General features: G+C 62.8%; 17 protein-coding genes. 9 read left to right on the forward strand and 8 right to left on the reverse strand.

Features of this window, described 5'->3' with window-relative positions:
* Positions 1–84: 84 nt before the first annotated feature.
* Positions 85–519 carry a YqaA family protein gene (locus ACFOW7_RS17485; RefSeq protein ID WP_378166725.1) on the reverse strand — a complete coding sequence of 145 codons (435 nt, stop codon included), beginning with the start codon at positions 517–519 and terminating at the stop codon, positions 85–87.
* A 12-nt stretch (positions 520–531) separates the two neighbouring features.
* Complete coding sequence (gene cyaY, locus ACFOW7_RS17490; RefSeq protein ID WP_378166727.1) at positions 532–843, reverse strand: iron donor protein CyaY; 312 nt, start codon at positions 841–843, stop codon at positions 532–534.
* A gap of 58 nt (positions 844–901) precedes the next feature.
* Between cyaY and lptM the strand changes: the two genes are divergently transcribed.
* Positions 902–1,012, forward strand: a complete 111-nt coding sequence (lptM, locus tag ACFOW7_RS17495; RefSeq protein ID WP_378166730.1) for an LPS translocon maturation chaperone LptM — start codon at positions 902–904, stop codon at positions 1,010–1,012.
* Positions 1,012–2,259, forward strand: a complete 1,248-nt coding sequence (lysA, locus tag ACFOW7_RS17500) for a diaminopimelate decarboxylase (RefSeq protein ID WP_378166732.1) — start codon at positions 1,012–1,014, stop codon at positions 2,257–2,259. The genes lptM and lysA overlap by 1 nt, the downstream gene beginning before the upstream one ends.
* A 416-nt stretch (positions 2,260–2,675) precedes the next feature.
* Here the strand turns inward: lysA and ACFOW7_RS17505 are convergent, their stop codons facing one another.
* The 3 genes from ACFOW7_RS17505 to ACFOW7_RS17515 are packed head-to-tail and all read right to left on the reverse strand — an operon-like array spanning position 2,676 to position 6,326.
* Entirely contained in the window at positions 2,676–4,166 is a 1,491-nt protein-coding gene (locus ACFOW7_RS17505; RefSeq protein ID WP_378166734.1) for a hypothetical protein, read from the reverse strand.
* Between the two features lie 9 nt (positions 4,167–4,175).
* Positions 4,176–4,607: a DNA polymerase III subunit chi gene (locus tag ACFOW7_RS17510; protein WP_378166736.1), complete on the reverse strand. Its 432-nt coding sequence runs from the start codon at positions 4,605–4,607 to the stop codon at positions 4,176–4,178.
* A 6-nt stretch (positions 4,608–4,613) separates the two neighbouring features.
* Positions 4,614–6,326 (reverse strand): leucyl aminopeptidase, encoded by a 1,713-nt coding sequence (locus ACFOW7_RS17515; protein WP_378166738.1) that lies wholly within the window; start codon positions 6,324–6,326, stop codon positions 4,614–4,616.
* A 159-nt stretch (positions 6,327–6,485) separates the two neighbouring features.
* Here ACFOW7_RS17515 and lptF point away from each other — a divergent pair, with 159 nt between their 5' ends.
* Genes lptF through ACFOW7_RS17530 form a run of 3 tightly spaced genes read left to right on the forward strand, consistent with a single transcriptional unit; the run spans position 6,486 to position 9,530 of the window.
* Entirely contained in the window at positions 6,486–7,595 is a 1,110-nt protein-coding gene (lptF, locus tag ACFOW7_RS17520) for an LPS export ABC transporter permease LptF (RefSeq protein WP_378166740.1), read from the forward strand.
* A gap of 7 nt (positions 7,596–7,602) precedes the next feature.
* Positions 7,603–8,679 (forward strand): LPS export ABC transporter permease LptG, encoded by a 1,077-nt coding sequence (gene lptG / locus ACFOW7_RS17525; RefSeq protein WP_378166742.1) that lies wholly within the window; start codon positions 7,603–7,605, stop codon positions 8,677–8,679.
* A complete protein-coding gene (locus ACFOW7_RS17530; protein ID WP_378166744.1) occupies positions 8,676–9,530 on the forward strand; it encodes an alpha/beta hydrolase in 855 nt (284 codons plus the stop codon). Before lptG ends, ACFOW7_RS17530 begins: the two co-directional genes overlap by 4 nt.
* Here the strand turns inward: ACFOW7_RS17530 and ACFOW7_RS17535 are convergent.
* The 3 genes from ACFOW7_RS17535 to ACFOW7_RS17545 form a co-directional block, all read right to left on the reverse strand.
* Positions 9,515–10,003: a DUF456 domain-containing protein gene (locus tag ACFOW7_RS17535; protein ID WP_378166746.1), complete on the reverse strand. Its 489-nt coding sequence runs from the start codon at positions 10,001–10,003 to the stop codon at positions 9,515–9,517. The two genes, ACFOW7_RS17530 and ACFOW7_RS17535, sit on opposite strands and share 16 nt — an antisense overlap.
* A gap of 570 nt (positions 10,004–10,573) precedes the next feature.
* Positions 10,574–11,338 carry an ATP-binding cassette domain-containing protein gene (locus ACFOW7_RS17540; protein WP_378166749.1) on the reverse strand — a complete coding sequence of 255 codons (765 nt, stop codon included), beginning with the start codon at positions 11,336–11,338 and terminating at the stop codon, positions 10,574–10,576.
* Entirely contained in the window at positions 11,332–12,369 is a 1,038-nt protein-coding gene (locus ACFOW7_RS17545) for a FecCD family ABC transporter permease (RefSeq protein ID WP_378166752.1), read from the reverse strand. The genes ACFOW7_RS17540 and ACFOW7_RS17545 overlap by 7 nt, the downstream gene beginning before the upstream one ends.
* A gap of 394 nt (positions 12,370–12,763) precedes the next feature.
* Here ACFOW7_RS17545 and infA point away from each other — a divergent pair, with 394 nt between their 5' ends.
* The 4 genes from infA to ACFOW7_RS17565 all read left to right on the forward strand — a co-directional run bounded on the left by infA (position 12,764) and on the right by ACFOW7_RS17565 (position 17,681).
* Positions 12,764–12,985, forward strand: a complete 222-nt coding sequence (infA, locus tag ACFOW7_RS17550; RefSeq protein WP_378166755.1) for a translation initiation factor IF-1 — start codon at positions 12,764–12,766, stop codon at positions 12,983–12,985.
* Positions 12,986–13,269: 284 nt separating this feature from the next.
* Positions 13,270–13,452, forward strand: coding sequence for a hypothetical protein (locus ACFOW7_RS17555; RefSeq protein ID WP_378166759.1), 183 nt, complete (start codon positions 13,270–13,272; stop codon positions 13,450–13,452).
* Between the two features lie 449 nt (positions 13,453–13,901).
* Complete coding sequence (locus tag ACFOW7_RS17560) at positions 13,902–16,754, forward strand: valine--tRNA ligase (protein WP_378166762.1); 2,853 nt, start codon at positions 13,902–13,904, stop codon at positions 16,752–16,754.
* Between the two features lie 123 nt (positions 16,755–16,877).
* The gene (locus ACFOW7_RS17565) at positions 16,878–17,681 is read left to right on the forward strand and encodes a substrate-binding periplasmic protein (RefSeq protein WP_378166764.1); all 804 of its coding nucleotides are present in this window, start codon (positions 16,878–16,880) and stop codon (positions 17,679–17,681) included.
* Positions 17,682–18,093: the final 412 nt, after the last annotated feature.

An 18,093-nucleotide genomic window follows, 5' to 3' on the forward strand; every position in this document is an offset into this window, starting at 1 on the left:
TTCTCACCTTTTTTTGTAAAATGATGATTTTTATATATTTTTTGCTGGTTTTTGGGGGAATCCCTAAGTTGCGCCAGTACAACATCAAATTGCGCCCAAATAGAAGAATGGCGCAACGATCAGTAAGTAACGGAGCAACTTTCCAACAAATATATAAGCAGCGCAGTGAATGATTGGCAGCCTGGCCCAGCCGGCAGCCAGGCAGAATCCATCCCCGATCAGCGGCAGCCAAGACAGCAGCAGGACCGGGCTACCCCAGCGGCGCAACCAGACCGTGGCGCGGCCGTCGGGGTGGGCGGCAAGGCGTCCGCCCAGCCAGTAGCTGGTCAGGCTGCCCAGAGTATTGCCGAAGGTGGCCACCGCGACGCCGGGCCATAGTTGAGCCGGCACCCAATGGACCAGTGTCGCCAGCGCCAGCTCGGAATTGCCGGGCAGGATGGTGGCAGAAAGAAATGCAGAGCCAAACAGCGCCAGCAGCGCCCACGGCCCCTGCAACAGCGGGAGTAGCCAGCTATCCAAATCGAAGACGGCTCAGAAGCTGAAACCGGCGTCGGTGTGTACGCGCACCAGCTCGGTCAGTTGGGCAAAGAATTCACCGTCGTCGCGGGTGTTGCGCCAGAGTCCCTGATCGAAGCGATAGTGAAAGCCGCCTGAGCGGGCAGCGATCCATAATTCCTGTAGCGGGGCATGGCGGTTGATGATGATCTTGGCGCCATCGTCGAATTCGATCTCCAGCACGCCGCCATTGAGGCTGAGGTCGGCGTCGCAATCGGCGAGATCGAAAGCGTGTTCTATGCGTGCAAATACGCGAGCGGTCTGGTTTTCGAATTCACTGTCCGTCATTGGCTTACCCCAGTGGCGTTGTTAGTATCGGCATTTTGCCACATACCCGGTTTTCGCCATGCGCCTGATCGCTCTGTGCCTTGCTGCCGCTTTCCTGTTGGCCGGCTGCGGCTATAAGGGACCGTTGACCCTGCCTGCCAAGCCTGCCGCCCAGGAGTCCGCTTCGTGATGAATCTTGTTTCCGACGGCGCTGGCCGCCTGCTGTACGACGGTGTGGCGCTTGCCGAGATTGCCGAGCGCTTCGATACCCCCTGCTATGTCTATTCGGCCGAGCATCTGCGCACCACCTTCGCGGCTTTCCGCGATGCGTTTGCCGGGCATGACACCCTGATCTGCTATGCCCTGAAAGCCAATTCCAATCTGAGCATCCTGCGTCTGCTGGCCGAACTGGGCGCCGGGGTCGATATTGTGTCGGGCGGGGAATTGCAGCGGGCGCTGGCGGCTGGCGTGCCTGCCGAGCGCATCGTGTTCTCGGGCGTGGCCAAGTCGGAAGCCGAAATGCGGCTGGCGCTCGAAGTGGGCATCCACTGCTTCAATATCGAGTCCGAGCCCGAGCTGATCCGGCTCAACCGTGTCGCCGCCGCCATGGGGCGGACGGCGGCAATCAGTCTGCGGATCAACCCGGACGTTGACGCCCATACCCATCCTTATATTTCCACTGGTCTCAAGGACAATAAATTCGGTATTGCTCACGGCGATGCGCTGGCGGTCTATCGGCGGGCGGCTGCGATGGCCAATATCCAGGTGGTCGGTATCGACTGCCATATCGGTTCGCAACTGACCGATACCGCGCCTTTCCTCGATGCGCTCGATCGGTTGCTCGCGCTGGTCGATCAGTTGGCCGCTGAAGGCATCGTGCTGCGTCATCTGGACCTGGGCGGCGGTCTGGGTATCCGCTATGCCGACGAGACACCCCCTGCCGTGGCCGATTATGCCCAGGCCGTGCTGGCGCGGCTTGCTGGCCGGTCGCTGCAATTGGTGTTGGAACCGGGCCGGGCGCTGGTCGGCAATGCCGGGCTGCTGCTGACCCGGGTCGAATATATCAAGCAGGGTGAAACCCGCCGTTTTGCAATTGTCGATGCCGGTATGAACGATCTGATGCGCCCGGCGCTTTATCAGGCTTGGCATGAGATCGTCCCGGTACGGCACCGCGACACGCCGCCGCAGACGGTCGATGTGGTGGGGCCGGTGTGCGAGAGCAGCGACTTTCTCGGCCGGGAGCGCGAGTTGGCGATTGAAGAGGGCGATCTGCTCGCCGTGCTGTCGTCGGGCGCTTATGGCATGACCATGAGTTCGAACTACAACACCCGGCCTCGCGCTGCTGAGGTGCTGATCGACGGCGGGCAAGTCCGCGTGATCCGGCGCCGGGAGACAGTGGCGCAGCTGATTGCCGATGAGCAGGAACTGTTGGGCTGATTGAAATACCGAGAAGGTATTTTTTACTTCTACCTGAGCCGGATCAGTCGGAACCATGAAAAACGCCTCACTATTGCTGCGAGGCGTTTTTCATTTTCGCTTACATTTGGCTGTCTGACTTGCAGGCATTTTGCTCAATAGTTTTATGGCGATCACGAGGCAGCCGGCATCTCGCTATCTTGTATCCGCCCGAGCTACCGCCTCCCTTCTCTTAACCCCGGGCTATTGCTGATCAATGGCAGCGGGAAAATTGAAGCAGAAGATATCCATAGGCCGGATCGGACGGATCCATGAAAAACGCTTCCCTATTAACTGGGAGGTGTTTTTTTATTTTCGTTTATATCCGGCCATTTGCCTTGCAGACATTTTGCTTAATATTTTATTTTTCTGCTGAAAAGCCTTTCATCGACTGCCAGTCAAGGCGTCGTGTGATCGTGCAGCCCCAACTCATTGAGTGCCTCGTTCACTTTTTCCTCAACCAGCTTTTGCAGTGCCGGCTGCAAGTGCGCAAGGCTGCGGCGGACTGCTTCGGTATGCAAGGTGGCCACCTGACGGCTCAGTTCGCTGCGTACCATGCGTTCCAGTTCCGGTCGCAAGGCGGCGGCCAGCTGGGCGCACAGTGCGGCGCTATCGATCAGCGGGGCGGCCGGGACCGCTGGTTCCAGCAAGGGAGCCGGTGCGACCGTTTTGAGGGCTGGTGGTGGGGCGGCCGGCGTCAAGGCCGGCGGCGGTACGACAGCAGGACGCGGCGGCGGTGCCAGGGCTTCCCGGGTCGGGGCGGCAACGGCCGGAGCGGCGGTAGGCAGAACCACGGTCGGAGCTGGCGCCGGTGGCGGCGGTGCCGTCACGGCTGGCGGCGTTACCAGGGCCGGATTGGCGGCGCGCAACGGCGGCGGAGTCAGAGAAACCGGCGGCAGTTCCGCATCCGGGGCGGTATCGAGCGGCACAGCCGGCCGACGCTCCACAAACGGCCTGACCCCGCGCGGTGCTTCGGGCAGGCTGATGGTCAGATCGGCATGGGTGGCGTAGTGAGTCTTATGGGCCAGATCGATGACCTGCGGCGCAGGTGGCTCGCCAGCGTCGAGACTGAGCGTCAGCTCGACTTCCGGCGAGCTGTCGACGTAATCGCTGTCGCTGATCACCGGTGCCGCTTCGGCTGCCAGGCGCAGATCGACTTCGGGCAGCTCGATGGTCAGTTCACCCAGGGTGGCCTTGTTCTCGCTGAACTCGGGTTCGGTGGCGAGATGGGTCGCCACCTGCGGCGCAAGCGGTGCAGCCTGGGGCGTTGGCACGGCTTGGGGAATGGGCGCCGGAGCCGGGGCGGGTTGCGGGGCCGGCGCGGCCTGCGGAATCGGGGCCGGTGCTACCCGGGGCGCGGGCGCGGCTTGTGGCGCCGGTACGGGCGGGGCCTCCTCGACGGGTTCCGCCTCGAAATCGAACATCAGCTCGGGCATCGACAGATTCGACAGATTGTCGAGTACCGGTTCGTTCAGTTGCGGCGGAGGGGCCGGGGGCGGCGGTACGGCGAATTCAAAGGTCGGCAGATCGAAATCGGCCAAGGTGGTCGGCGCGGGGCTCGGGCGCGGGGCAGGGGCCTGGGCCGGTTGAGCCGAACCGGTCGCGGCGGGAGCTGGTGCTGGCGCAGGAGGAGTCGGCGTGCTATCGAAGCTGTCGGGCCGGATCTCTTCAGGCGTGAACATCAGATCATCGCCATGGGTGGGTGCCACATCGGTCAGGATGGGGATATCACCGGTACGGGTGATCGGCGCGATCTCGGTCAGGGTCGGGATGGTCTGGTTCGGACCACTGCCGCGATGGCGGGCGATCAAGGCATCCATTTTGCCCAACAGCGGCGGCAGGCCGCTGTCGAGATCAGCGGGATCGAGCGGTTTGGGTTGGTCAGCCATGGTGGGATCTCAGCGCGTTGCCATATCGGTGAAGTCGACCGTAAAGCCAGCCCGCTTATAGGCAGCTACGCGCTGCCGGGCAGCCTCGCGGCCGATTTCGTCGTCACGGGCGACAATCTCGATCACCCGGCCAAAGCGCTGGGGATCGGCGGCGATATCGTGCCGCCAGTTGAACAGGACGTCGCGCTGCGGCAACCGGTCCAGCCTATGGTCGAGCAGAACCGGCGTGACATCGGCCAGCGCATGCCCGACCTTGCAGTGCGGCAGAAAGCCCGTCGGCGGGACTTCCCACAACAGCAGGTCGAGCGCGTGCACGTCGGCTTCGGAATCGGCGGCGACGCCGATAGCGAGCCCCTGTCGCAACGCCTTGTCGATCAACTGACACAGCGCGTGATCACGCCGTCTGACGTTGAAATAGAAGCTGGCGCGCGGCGTGGCCATTCCGGTTTACTTCTTCTTGCCGGTCTTGGGCGTTTTGGCATCCGCTTTGGGCGCGGCGGCCTTGGCCTTGGCCTTGGACGTGGTCTTGGTTTTGGGCACGGCCTTGGTTTCCACGGCTTCAGCCTTGGGCGCAGCCGGTTTGGCCTTGGGCGCGGCTTCGGGCTTGGTTTTGGCTGCGGGTTTGCTGGCCTTCTTGAGCGGAGCCTCCGCCGTGGCGGCCACGGGCTTGGAAGCGGCTTGATTGGCGGCTTCGGCGGCCCGCTGACGCAGATATCGGGTCAGCAGCGGCACCGGACGGCCGCTCGCGCCTTTGGCCGCGCCCGATTTCCAGGCAGTACCGGCGATATCGAGGTGGGCCCAGTCGTATTTCTTGGCAAAACGCGACAGGAAGCAGGCTGCGGTGATCGAGCCACCAGGCCGGCCGCCCACGTTGGCGAGATCGGCGAAATTGGACTTGAGGCTCTCTTGATACTCGTCCCACAGCGGCATCTGCCAGGCGCGGTCGCCCGATTCGACGCTGGCGGCGAGCAGCTGGTCGGCCAGGGCCTGCTGGTTGGCGTAGAGGCCGGTGGCGTGATGGCCCAGCGCGATCACGCAGGCGCCGGTCAGGGTGGCCACGTCGATCACGGCGGCCGGCTCGAAGCGCTCGGCGTAGGTGAGGGCATCACACAGGATCAGCCGGCCTTCGGCATCGGTATTGAGCACTTCGACCGTGATACCGGCCATGGTGGTCAGGACATCGCCCGGCTTGTAGGCGTGGCCGGCCGGCATGTTCTCGCAGGTGGCGACCACGGCGATCACATTGAGCGGCAGCTTGAGGCGGCTGATGGCATACATGGTGGCGAGCACCGAGCCGGCACCCATCATGTCGAATTTCATCTCGTCCATGCCTTCGCCGGGCTTGAGCGAGATGCCGCCCGAATCGAAGGTGATGCCTTTACCGACCAGCACCACGGGTTTGGCGCCGGCAGCACCGCCTTCGTGGCGCAGCACGATCAGTTTCATCGGCTCGGCCGAGCCTTTGCCGACCGAGACGAACGAGCCCATGCCGAGCTTCTCGATCTCGGCACGGTCGAGCACCTCGGCCTTCATGCCGTTTTCTTTGGCCCAGCGTTGGGCAGTTTCGGCCAGGTAGGTCGGGGTGCAGATATTGGGGGGAAGATTGCCAAGATCCTTGGCGTGGCTGATGGCCTGGCCGATGGCGGCGCCTTGGGCAACGGCGACATCGAGGGCCTTTTCGGAACCCTTGGCGGCCACCAGGGTCAACTTGGCCAGTTTGGGCTTGTCTTCGGTCTTGCTCTTCAGCCGGTCGAAGCGGTAAGCGGCGTCGAAGGCGGCGATGGCGATTTCTTCGGCGGCCCAGGCGGCGTCGCGGCCAGCGGGCAGGATGTCGGTCAGGGCGACGCTGGCTTCGGTGACGCCGACGGCGGCGACGGCCTTCAAGGCGGCCAGCACGGCTTCACGGTATTTGCGCTCGTCGAGTTCAGCGGCTCGGCCGAGGTTGACCAGCAGAATCCGGTCGGCGGCGAAACCTGCCACCTTATGCAGCAGCAGCGTGGCACCAGTTTTTTCCGCAGGCAGATCGCCGAGTTGCAGCACGGCGTCGAGCGCGGCGCTGTTGGGAACGGTCTGGGCCAGCGTCTTGCCTTCGAGCACGGCGAGCGCCAGCACCGGCGATTTGAGTTTTTCTAAGGCACCTGCTTTGATGCTGAATTCCACGTGGGACTCCTGTAAGATCGCGGCTCGGCCGCGTGGGGCCGACTCCGCCCGAATGCTCGGGGGTGGCGCGCGACGTTGGCCTTCTGGGCGGTCGCGCCGGAAAACCGGGTAAATTCAGACGATTTTCCGGATTCACCTGCTAAAAGTCAAAATACCGCCGTGTCCTCCATTTCTTCCCGTTCCAAATCCGCGCTTTTCGGCGGCGAACGCGTCTTCGAGCGGGCTCTACTGCGTGAGTTCACCAGTCTGACCGCCGGCGTGTTCTTCGTTCTGCTAGCCATCGTGCTGGTGACGCGTGGTGTCAAATTCCTGGGTCTGGCTGCCAGCGGCGCCGTGGCCAGCGATGCGGTGGCTGCCATGCTGGGCTTCACGGCGCTGGCCTATGTGCCAATGATTCTGGCCCTGACCGTCTTTATCACCATCCTGATGGCCATGACCCGGGCCTATCGCGATCATGAGATGGCGATCTGGTTCTCAGCCGGTCAGCCGCTGACCGCCTGGATCAAACCCGTTCTGACCTTTGCCATACCGATGGCCATTCTGGCCGGCATCCTGAGTCTGGGGCTCACTCCCTGGGCCAGCAAGAAGGGCCGCGATTATCGCGACCAGATGGCCAGCCGCGAGGATCTGGCCGCCGTGGCGCCCGGCATCTTCAAGGAATCTTCCCGCAACGACCGCGTCACCTTTGTCGAGAACTTCTCGGGCGAGGGCGGCGCGGCGCGCAATGTATTTGTGCAGCAGCTCAAGGAAGGCATACAGACCGTGACGGTCGCCAATCAGGGGACGCTGCTGACCAAGCCCGACGGCGAACGCGAGGTGCTGCTGCGCAATGGCCGCATCTACGAAGGCGCACCCGGCAGTGCCAACTATCGGGTGGCCGAGTTCGACGACCTGCAGCAGCGCATCGAGGTCGGGCCACGCCGGGCCACCAGCCAGGCCGTCGAGGCCAGCGATAGCCTGACCCTGTCGCAGAGCCCCGATCCCGAACATCAGGCCGAGTTCGCCTCGCGGCTGGCAGCGCCGATCTCCACGGTGCTGCTGGCTTTGATCGCCTTGCCCCTGGCCTTCTTCAATCCACGGGTCGGCCGCGCCTTCAATCTGATTCTGGGCGTGCTGATCTATACCAATTACCTCTACCTGCTGAAGATCATGACCAGTTGGCTGGCCTCGGGGCGCGTGCCGGCCTGGATCGGCCTGTGGCCGGTACATGGCTTGCTGTTGCTGCTGACCGTCATCCTGTTCTGGTGGCGGCTGCGCCCCCATCGCTGAGAGTTTGATGAAAACGCTAGCCCGCTATCTGATCACCGAGGTGGTGCGCACCAGTCTGCTGGTGCTTGCCGCGCTGCTCGGCCTGTTTATGCTGTTCGACCTGATGAACGAGGTGCGCGACCTCGGCAAAGGGGCCTATTCGCTCGGCAAGCTGTTTACCTATGTGGTGCTGCTGGCGCCCGGCAATGCCTATGAGCTATTGCCGATTTCGGTGCTGATCGGCGGCATGTTCTCGCTCAATCTGCTCAATCAGTATTCGGAATACACCGTGATGCGGACGGGCGGCCTGTCGCTTGCCCGGGTGCTGGGCTATCTGTCGATCGCCGGGGTGTTCTTTGCCTTGCTGACCTTGCTGGCTGGCGAGTTCCTGGCGCCCGTGGCCGAGCGTACCGCCACCCAGCTACGTCTGGCGGCCAAGGGGCAGGTGGTGGCACAGGACTTCCGCTCCGGCTTCTGGCTGCGCGACAAATCGAGTTTTATCAATGTGCGCGAAGTGCTGCCCGATCAGAGTCTGCACTATGTCAATGTCTATCTGTTCGATGAGCAGCGCCGGCTGCGCTTCTACGGCTATGCCGACCGTGGCGTGTGGCAGGAGCAGACGCGGGCCTGGCGGCTGAGCGATGTCTATCTGACGGCGCTCGACGGCGAGCGGGTCAATGTGACGCGGCTGCCTGAATATATGTGGCATTCGGTGCTGACGCCCGACACGCTGTCCGTGCTGCTGGTGGCGCCCGAGCAGATGTCGGCCACCACCCTGGCGGGTTATATCGACCATCTGCGCAAGAACAAGCAGAAGACCAGCCGCTATGAGATCGCGCTGTGGTCCAAGCTGTTCTATCCGCTCGCCTGTCTGGCCATGCTGCTGATTGCCCTGCCGTTTGCCCAGACCCAGAAACGGGCAGGTGGGGTCGGGGTCAAGCTGTTTATTGGCATTATGCTGGGGCTGACTTTCTACTTCGTCAGCAAGCTGGTCGGCCACCTTGGGCTGTTGTATGACTGGCCGCCGCTGTTGGCGGCGACCTTGCCATCGCTGCTGTTCCTGACACTCGCCCTGTTCCTGTTGTGGCGACAGGAACGCCGATGAAGCGGCCGGCACCGCTGCGGCCGCTGCGCTGGGCCGGTCGCTTGTTGGGGCTGGTGCTGGCTGTGGTGGTGATCTTTGGCTGGGGCGGAATGTATCTGCTACAGGACCGGCTGCTGTTCCTGCCGCCGCCTTACCAGTCGCTCAGCGAAGCCGAGCTGACGACGCGAGGCTGGCAGCCGCTGCTGGTCGAGACCGATGGGGTCAAGCTGCGCGGTTGGCTCAAACTGCCGGTCGGGGCCACAGGGCGGGTGCCTCTGCTGCTGTATTTCGGTGGCAATGGCGAAGATGCCAGATCAGGGCTCGAACACGATTTGCCTGGCTGGGCGATTGCTGCATTTCATTACCGGGGCTATGGCGATAGTGAGGGGCAGCCGGGGGAAGTGGTACTCAAACAAGATGCGGTCCGGATCTACGATCTGTTGGCGCACCGGGCCGAGATCGACCCGAGGCGGATCGTCGCGATCGGCCGCAGCCTGGGCAGCGGTGTTGCCGTGGCGCTGGCGGCCACCCGGCCGGTCGCCGGGTTGGTGCTGGTGACGCCTTACGACAGTCTCTCTGCGGTGGCGAGCGGCCATTATCCGTGGGTGCCGGTCCACTGGCTGCTGCGTCACCGTTTCGATTCCCTGGCGCTGGCGCCCAAACTCAAGACGCCTGCACTGTTTGTGCTGGCCGGCCGCGACTTTATCGTGCCCAATCCGCATAGTCTGCGGCTCTATCAGGCATGGGGCGGCCCCAAACGGCAGATTCTGCTGACTGAGGCCGACCATAACAGCGTGGTGTCAGAGCCGGGTTACCGGTTGGCCAGTATGGCCTTTCTCAATGAGCTGAGCCGGACTCAGGCGATAAAGTAGGCGAAGGCGAACATCGCGATCATCATCAGGCTGATGCCGACCTTGAGTACGGCGCCGATGACCATGCCAAGCCAGGTCGCCAGGCCCACACCGCCTGCCCGGGTCATATCGGGTTTGACCATCAGCTCGCCCAGAAAGGCGCCGACGAACGGTCCAAGAATCAGGCCCGGCAGACCAAGGAAGATGCCGACGATCGAGCCGATGGTCGCACCCACCACCGCATGTTTGCTGGCGCCGACCTTTTTGGCACCCCAGGCACCTGAGACAAAGTCGATCACGGCCAGCAGTACCGCCAGGATCACCAGGGCCGTCAGCCAGCCAAAGCCGACCTTCTGGAAATCATCGAGCCAGGCGCCGAGCAGAAAGCCGGCTATCAAAAGCGGTGCGCCGGGCAGCAGGGGCAGCAGGTTGCCGAGGAATCCAAGAACGATCAGGGCGATGGCGCCGATCCAGCCGAGCAGATAATAGTCCATGTCTTAGGCGGGCTATGCCGCAGTGATGAAGATAGGCTGAAGACCGTCGCGCAGGCGGCTTCGTTCCCCCGTATGGGCGATCGGTTGGCAGCAGTCACTAAGATAAAATATTCTGAAATTTCTGTGCAAGACAGATGACGGCCTACAGGCAAAAATAAAATATTTTTGGTGGAAAAGCCCAAAAGGACGGAGGCGGTCTGGCCGCCTCCGTGCTGCCGGTGAAACCGGCTGGCGGCAGATGGAACCGCCGCCTGTGGGCGGGCCTGTCGCTACAGGCCCGTCAGTAGAGCGTAATCATCGGCTCGTCTGCCCAGCGTATCGCGCTGATCCGAGCCGATCAGGGCAAGATTAGCAAAACGCCATTCACGATCTTCGGGGTGAATCTGTGAACGTCGATCACACGAACGGCGCTCAGGCCCTTGATAACCAGGTACATCAATCCAGGACACTTGCTGTGGGGGTTCCGACATCCGTCCTCCTTCCGCTGCGTCAAGCTGATACTCGATTACAGTGACTCTAGTCGATTGCGGAAAAATTGCGACCTCAAGTGCGATGGAGATTTTCTACCGGTCAGCCGAACACGATCATATCGGCCGCACCACGCCGCACCGGCAGGTTGTAGAGCGCACTCAGCAGCGGGGGCACCAGTACCTCGTCAGGCGGGCCGGCGGCAAGCAGCCGGCCCTGGCGCAGCAGCCAGCATTGCTGGGCATAGCGTAGCGCCAGATTGACATCGTGCAGGGTAATGACGACTGCCAGCGGCAGCGCGGCGCACAGCTTGACCAGGGCCGCCAGCAGCAGATGCTGATGTCGCGGGTCAAGATTGGCGACGGGTTCGTCGAGCAGCAGCAGACACGGCCCATGCACCACCGCCGCCATGGCCTGGACCAGGACCCGGGCAAGCTGGGCTCGCTGACGTTCGCCACCGGAGAGCGCGGGATAGCGACGTTCGGCCAGCTGGGCTGCGTCGACCAGGCCCAGCACGCTGTCGAGCAGTGCACGGATTTCGGCCTCGCGCAGTTCAGGGAAGGGGGAGAGTCCGAGCAGGGCAACTTCGGCCACGCTGAAGTCGAAATCGAAGGCCGCCTGCTGCGGCAGGATGGCGCGATGGCGCGCCAGCAGCTCGGGGCGGACCGTGTGGGGGGCAATGCCGTCGATATGGACGGCTCCACGGTCGGGTCGCAATTCTCCGGCTGCCAAGGCCAGCAGGGTCGACTTGCCGGCACCGTTGGGGCCAAGCAGGGCGGTGAGGCAACCGACCTCGGCTCCAGCGCTGATCTGGTCGAGCACCTCACGGCCGTCACGGTTGAGTGATACGTCGGCAAATCTCAACATGACGGACGGGCTCCGCGCCAGAGCAGAAACAGAAAGAACGGGGCGCCGACACAACTCAGCACAACCCCGAGCGGCAGTTCGGCCGGTGCCATCACCAGCCGGGCCAGCCAGTCGGCGGCCAGCAGCAGTGCCGCACCCAGTAAGGCGGCCGTGGGCAGCAGCCGGCCATGTTGGGCGCCGAGCAGCCGCCGGGCCAGATGGGGTGCCACGAGACCGATAAAGGCGAGGGCGCCGCAGGCGGCAACGGTCAGTGCAACGGTCAGCGCACTCAGCACCAGCAGTCGTCGACGCAGTGCGGAGACGTCAAAGCCCAGATGAAAGGCTTCGCGCTCGCCCAGCAACAAGGCATCGAGCGCACTGCGCTGGCGCCACAGCAGCCAGCCGACCAGCGCCAGGGCCGGACTGAGCCAGGCGAGCCGGTGCCAGCTGGCGGCGGCCAGACTGCCCATGGCCCAGAAGGTGGCACCGCGCAGGGCAATATCGTTGGCAAGATAGGCCAGTAGCGCCAAGCCCGCGCCGGCGAGCGAATTGATGGCCACACCAGCCAGCAGCAGTCCGGCATTGTCGCGGCCGCGACCGATACGCCAGGCAAGCCAGGTGGCTGCAAGGGCACCGACAAAGGCAGCGGGCGCCTGGGCCAGCACGCTGCCGCCGAGCGCCAGGGTGGCGGCGGCGGCCAGGGCCGCACCGCTGGAGGAGCCGATCAGACCGGGTTCGGCCAGAGGATTGCGAAACAGCGCCTGAAGTGCTCCACCGGCCATCGCTAGCGCGGCACCGCACCAGAGGGCCAGGATGATCCGGGGCAGGCGGACTTCAAGCAGCAGGGTCCGCCACAGACTGTCGTCACTATTGCCACCGTCGCCCAGCAGCAGGGCCGGGATGCGCCACGGCGGGATGGAGACGGCGCCACTTGCGGCACTCAATAGCGCCAGGATCAGCAGCAATAGCAAGCCCCCACGCCACAACGGTGGCGCAGCGCTGGCAGGAAGTGGCAGACGGGGTCGCCGCAGCACGGCAGGGAAAAAAGTCATACATTCATTTAATGCGGGCCTGCTTGGGCGAAGCAAGCCTTGCCGGTCGAACGGCGGCGCCGTCGGATCGAGGTTGAAGAGGGGGTTTATGGAACTTTTTTTCGCGATCTTACGGAAATCCGGTATACTGCGCGATCGGCTTGTCCTTGAATACAAGTGATAAGACCTAGATCAAGACAATTTTAGTGTTCGCATCTCTTTGGCGAATCGCGCTCCGTACCGGAGAAGCCGATTGCGGCCTGCCTGCCACGTTCGCGGCACTATTTGACTGATAGCCCCAGCCCATCGACGCCGCGCGCGTCGTCCGCCTACGCGGACTTCCGTCGTTCCGCCTTCTTATTCATTCGCTGGTGCGACGCCGATGCAGGCTTAACCCTGAGGAAGTAGCAACAGCATGTCGAAAGAAGACACCATCGAGCTGGAAGGCGTCGTCACCGAAGTCCTTCCCGAATCACGCTTTCGCGTTACCCTGAGCAATGGCGCCAAGATTCTGGCCTATGGCTCGGGCAAGATGAAGATGCATCGTATCCGGGTGCTGATGGGTGATCGGGTGACGGTGGAGATGTCCCCTTACGATCTGACCAAGGGTCGCATCACCTTCCGCCATCGCACCTAAACGCCAGCAGAGCGCGAATTTGCGAATATAACAAAAACCTGTATTTTCAATGCAAGCTCCCATCTTGCATTTCTTAAAAATAAAAATAATACTGCCATACGGCGAATAACGCCGTATTCGGCCCGGGCCTTCGGCCTCTCCCCGCAGTAGTCGAGCGTTTATCTTACCGGCGCGTGAGTCGCGCCGGTTCCCTCGTTACCGGAACGACCGCCTGGCGGGCCTCTGGCGTGGATCGATCATGGTCCGCGCCGTTAATCCATGGTTTTTCAGAAAAGGAAACAGACGTGAAAGTGAAAGAATTATTGCCGGGCGACCAGGTGGTCGATCGCCGGCGCGGTGAGGAGATCCGCTTCGAGGTGGTCGCCGTCGACAAGATCGGTGGCCTGTTTCAAGTGACCTTCCGTTCGATGCTGGGCCTGGCGAGTGCCTGTTATAACGGCAATGCCTATATCGCTGCCGTGCGTTGAGCCGGGGCGAATCGCAACTTCCTTATCGCGGCTCCTTGCCGCAGGGAAAACTCGCCGCGCGGCGCCTTGCCCGCTGGTGCCCATGCCGTCCTGGCGTCACCCGAGACGCAACGGTATCGCCGAGCACCGTCGGGGTCTTGCCTAACCGGTCGCACGAAGCCGCCGGTCACAGCAAAACGGCCTACTCAGGATGATCCGTTACGGGAACATTCCCTAACCTTCACCCGCCCGCCGGCAGCAAGTTTTCATCCCCTCCCCCAAGGCTCTATCGACTGTCCGGTCACTGGTCCCAGACAGACGAGTGGAGCCTCTACGTTTTTTTCCCCCTTTTCCCTGACTATCGCCGTGCTCTGCGCTCCGTCCATGCCGGGCCGGACCGGGCAGACGGCGTGGCTGCCTGGGTTTGCCCTTATAATCGAGCGTTTCGCAACTGCCCAAGCATCCCTGTCATGGAACTCGCCAAGAGCTTTGAACCGGGCGACATCGAACGTCGCTGGTACGACCAGTGGGAACAGGCCGGCTATTTCAAGCCGAGCATGGACACCACCCGCCCCGCCTTCTCGATCCAACTGCCGCCGCCCAATATCACCGGCACGCTGCATATGGGTCACGCCTTCAACCAGACCATCATGGATGGTCTGACCCGCTACTACCGCATGAAGGGCCACAACACGCTGTGGGTGCCCGGCACCGACCATGCCGGTATCGCCACCCAGATCGTGGTGGAGCGCCAACTGGGCGAGCAGAAGATCAGCCGCCACGACCTCGGCCGCGATGCCTTCATCGACAAGGTCTGGCAGTGGAAGGAGCAATCGGGCGGCACCATCACCCGGCAGATGCGCCGGATGGGCTGTTCGGTTGACTGGTCGCGCGAATACTTCACCATGGACGAACAGCGCTCGCAGATCGTCAACGAAGTGTTCGTGCGTCTGTTCGAGCAGGGGCTGATCTATCGGGGCAAGCGGCTGGTCAACTGGGATCCGGTGCTCGGCACCTCGGTGTCCGACCTTGAGGTCGAAGACGTCGAGGAAGACGGCCATCTGTGGCATATCAACTATCCGCTGTCCGACGGCTCGGGCCATGTAACCGTGGCGACCACCCGTCCCGAGACCATGCTCGGCGACGTGGCGGTGATGGTCCACCCCGAAGACGAGCGCTACCAGGCACTGATCGGCAAGAAGGTGCGTCTGCCCCTGTGCGAGCGCGAAATCCCGGTGATTGCCGACAGCTATGTCGACCGCGAATTCGGCACCGGCGTGGTCAAGGTGACGCCGGCGCACGATCCCAACGACTACAAGGTCGGGCGCGAACACGGTCTGCCGCTGGTCAATGTGATGTCGCTTCAGGCGGCCATCCTGCCCGAGGCCCAGGTATTCGGTTACGACGGCAGCGTCGAAGGCGCGATTGCCCTGCCGGCCGCCTATGCCGGGCTCGATCGCTATGTTGCCCGCAAGGCGCTGGTGGCCGATCTGGAGGCGCAAGGCTTCCTCGACAGCGTCAAGCCGCACAAGCTCAAGGTGCCGCGCGGTGACCGTACCGGCGTGGTGCTCGAACCGATGCTGACCGACCAGTGGTTTATGGCGATGAGCCGGGTCGGCGAAGGCGACCCGACCGGCAAGACGATTGCCGAGAAGTCGATCGAAGCAGTGGCTTCTGGCCAGGTGCGCTTTATTCCCGAGAACTGGGTCAATACCTACAACCAATGGATGAACAATATCCAGGACTGGTGCATCTCGCGTCAGCTCTGGTGGGGGCACCGGATTCCGGCCTGGTACGACCGCCACGGCAATGTGTTTGTCGGCCGCGACGAAGCGGAAGCGCGCGCCAAGGCCATGGCCTTCCATGGCGGCGAGGCTGCCGTCGAGCTGACCCGTGACGACGATGTGCTCGATACCTGGTTCAGCTCGGCCCTGGTGCCGTTCTCGACCCTGGGCTGGACCGGCGACGCCGAGCGCGACGCGGCCAATCCGCAGTTGAACGCCTTCCTGCCGTCGAGCGTGCTGGTGACGGGCTACGAGATCATCTTCTTCTGGGTGGCCCGGATGATCATGATGAGCACCCACTTCATGGGCCGGGTGCCGTTCCGCGATGTCTACATCCACGGCATCGTGCGCGATCACGAAGGCAAGAAGATGTCGAAGTCGGAAGGCAATGTGCTCGATCCGGTCGATCTGATCGACGGCATCGGCCTCACCGAGCTGGTCGCCAAGCGCACCACCGGTCTGCGGCGGCCCGAGACGGCACCCAAGATCGCCAAGGTGACCGAGAAGCTGTTCCCTGACGGGATGCCCGCCTACGGCACCGACGCACTGCGCTTTACCATGGCGAGCTACGCCACGCTGGGTCGCAATGTGAACTTCGACTTCAAGCGTGCCGAGGGCTACCGCAATTTCTGCAACAAGCTGTGGAACGCCACCCGCTTTGTGCTGATGAATGTGGAGGGCAAGGATTGCGGTCAGGACGAAAGCCTGCCGCTTGAATACAGCTTCGTCGACCGCTGGATGATCAGCACCTTGCAGCAGGTCGAGGCGAGCGTGGCCGAAGCCTTCAATACCTACCGCTTCGATCTGGCCGCCCAGGCGATCTACGAGTTTGTCTGGAACGAGTACTGCGACTGGTATGTGGAGATGGCCAAGGTCCAGCTCCAGCAGGGTAATGAGGCACAGCAGCGCGCGGCCCGCCGTACCCTGGTGCGGGTGCTGGAAGTGGCGCTGCGGCTGGCGCATCCGATCATGCCGTTTATCACCGAAGAGCTGTGGCAGAGCGTGGCCCCGCTGGCCAATGCCAAGAAGACGCCGTCGATCTCGCTGGCCAGCTGGCCGGAGCCGGCTCCTGAGCGGATCGATGCGGCCGCTTCGGCCCGGATGGAGCAGTTCAAGGCGCTGGCGCTGGCGGTGCGCACGCTGCGCGGCGAGATGAACCTCGGTCCGGCGCAGAAGGTGCCGCTCTATCTCGAAGGTGGCGCCGAGCTGGCCGAATTCGGGCCGTATCTGACGCTGCTGTGCCGTCTGAGCGAGATCAAGGTGGTCGATCAACTGCCCGAGAACGACGCGCCGGTGCAGGTGGTCGGTGCCACCCGACTGCAACTGCATGTCGAGGTCGACCGCGAGGCCGAACGTGCCCGGCTCGGCAAGGAAGTGGCCCGGCTCGAAGGCGAAATCTCCCGTGCCAATGCCAAGCTGTCCAACCCGGCTTTCGTCGATAAGGCGCCCGCTGCGGTGGTCGAGCAGGAACGCGGCCGGATCGCCGGCTTTACCGAGACGCTGGAGAAGCTGCGCGCGCAACTGGTCAAGCTCGGCTGAGCCTGTTTGCCACGGAAAAAGGCGCTTCGGCGCCTTTTTTCTTTTCTGCGGGCCGGTGGCCGCACGAAACTGGCCTACAACGATCTTGTAATGGGAGAGAAACCCACCCGTGGAGGAGCCACGATGCAGCGCATCCTGTCTGCCTTGCTGTGCTATCTGGTGGCCGGGGCCGTCTATGCGGCCTCGCCGCTCAAGGTGTGTTTCGATGATTGGCCGCCCTATGCCGGCTATGACGCCAGAACCGGTTTCTCCGGCATTACCGTTGCCTTGATGCGCGATCTGTTTGGCTCGCTGGGTATCCGCATCCACTTCAAATCTGCCACCCAGGCCCGTTGTCTGGCCGAAGCCCGGCAGGGACTGACCGATGTGGTGCTGTTTTCACGGCGCGAGAATCTGCCCGGCTGGCGTCTGACCGAGGTGCCGACCGAGTTCTGGCTGATCGGCGCCTGGGTGCCGCTCAATGCGCCGCAACGGCGCTTCGAGTCGATCAGCCAGTTCCGCGATATGCGGGTCGGGACCGTGCGTGACTATATCTACCCGGCGCCGATCGCCGGCTTTCGCGACTGGCGCGTGACCCAGGTCGGCGACGCCATCGACGCCCTGCGCCAGCTGTCGGCGCGGCGGATCGATGTGGTATTCGACGATGTGTTCTGGGGACAGCGGATGGCCGCCGAGAAAAAGCTGCGTATCCGGATGCTCGAACCGCTGGTCGCCGCCGAACCCGAGGCCCATCTCTACCATCCGCGCCATGCCTTGCTATTCAGTCAGTTTGAAAGCCTGCTGAACGAGGCGATCCGGAGCGGGGAAGTGGACCGACGCTACCGGGAGTCGCTTGGCCTGAGCTACGACGCGGTCAGGAAAGGGCACTACCATCAGGCATTTCTGCCGACTGAGGCCAATAGCCTGTGGAGTAAAAAAGTAAAATAATATGCAAAATAATTGCAAGAAACTAATTGAATTTAAAGAAAAAATAAATATATTGCGTATTCGCCTTACGGCTTCCCGTCCAGCCTCCACTTCTTCCATCCGCATTCCCATTCGCTTTCCATAAGGCATCCAGGCAACCCAAGCCGCCAGGTGGTGCCAAGCAAGGCGCGTGACTCGCCATGGCGTCCACTGCCTGTGCGGGCAAGCGCAATAGAGCATTTCCATTTAGATCGGCGTCGCAGCTAAGCCTGGTGGGGCGCTGCATGCCTGCGCTTGAGGTGCGGACACGCTGACGCCGAATTGGCTGGAAATGCTCTGGGGCGTGACGCTGTGCGGTGGATGCGCTCGATGGCTTGGCGGGCTTTGCTGCCCATCCTGCTGAGAACGGGTGAGGAGAGGCGGAGGTGGGGCT

Source organism: Chitinimonas lacunae, from assembly GCF_042650885.1.
GTDB lineage: Bacteria > Pseudomonadota > Gammaproteobacteria > Burkholderiales > Chitinimonadaceae > Chitinimonas_A > Chitinimonas_A lacunae.

Bases quoted from the DNA above. Each gene is read 5' to 3' on its own strand.
- cyaY (WP_378166727.1), bottom strand. From the start codon at position 843: ATGACGGACAGTGAATTCGAAAACCAGACCGCTCGCGTATTTGCACGC.
- lptM (WP_378166730.1), top strand. From the start codon at position 902: ATGCGCCTGATCGCTCTGTGCCTTGCTGCCGCTTTCCTGTTGGCCGGC.
- lysA (WP_378166732.1), top strand. From the start codon at position 1,012: ATGAATCTTGTTTCCGACGGCGCTGGCCGCCTGCTGTACGACGGTGTG.
- ACFOW7_RS17505 (WP_378166734.1), bottom strand. From the start codon at position 4,166: ATGGCTGACCAACCCAAACCGCTCGATCCCGCTGATCTCGACAGCGGC.
- ACFOW7_RS17510 (WP_378166736.1), bottom strand. From the start codon at position 4,607: ATGGCCACGCCGCGCGCCAGCTTCTATTTCAACGTCAGACGGCGTGAT.
- lptG (WP_378166742.1), top strand. From the start codon at position 7,603: ATGAAAACGCTAGCCCGCTATCTGATCACCGAGGTGGTGCGCACCAGT.
- ACFOW7_RS17530 (WP_378166744.1), top strand. From the start codon at position 8,676: ATGAAGCGGCCGGCACCGCTGCGGCCGCTGCGCTGGGCCGGTCGCTTG.
- ACFOW7_RS17535 (WP_378166746.1), bottom strand. From the start codon at position 10,003: ATGGACTATTATCTGCTCGGCTGGATCGGCGCCATCGCCCTGATCGTT.
- ACFOW7_RS17540 (WP_378166749.1), bottom strand. From the start codon at position 11,338: ATGTTGAGATTTGCCGACGTATCACTCAACCGTGACGGCCGTGAGGTG.
- ACFOW7_RS17545 (WP_378166752.1), bottom strand. From the start codon at position 12,369: ATGACTTTTTTCCCTGCCGTGCTGCGGCGACCCCGTCTGCCACTTCCT.
- infA (WP_378166755.1), top strand. From the start codon at position 12,764: ATGTCGAAAGAAGACACCATCGAGCTGGAAGGCGTCGTCACCGAAGTC.
- ACFOW7_RS17560 (WP_378166762.1), top strand. From the start codon at position 13,902: ATGGAACTCGCCAAGAGCTTTGAACCGGGCGACATCGAACGTCGCTGG.
- ACFOW7_RS17565 (WP_378166764.1), top strand. From the start codon at position 16,878: ATGCAGCGCATCCTGTCTGCCTTGCTGTGCTATCTGGTGGCCGGGGCC.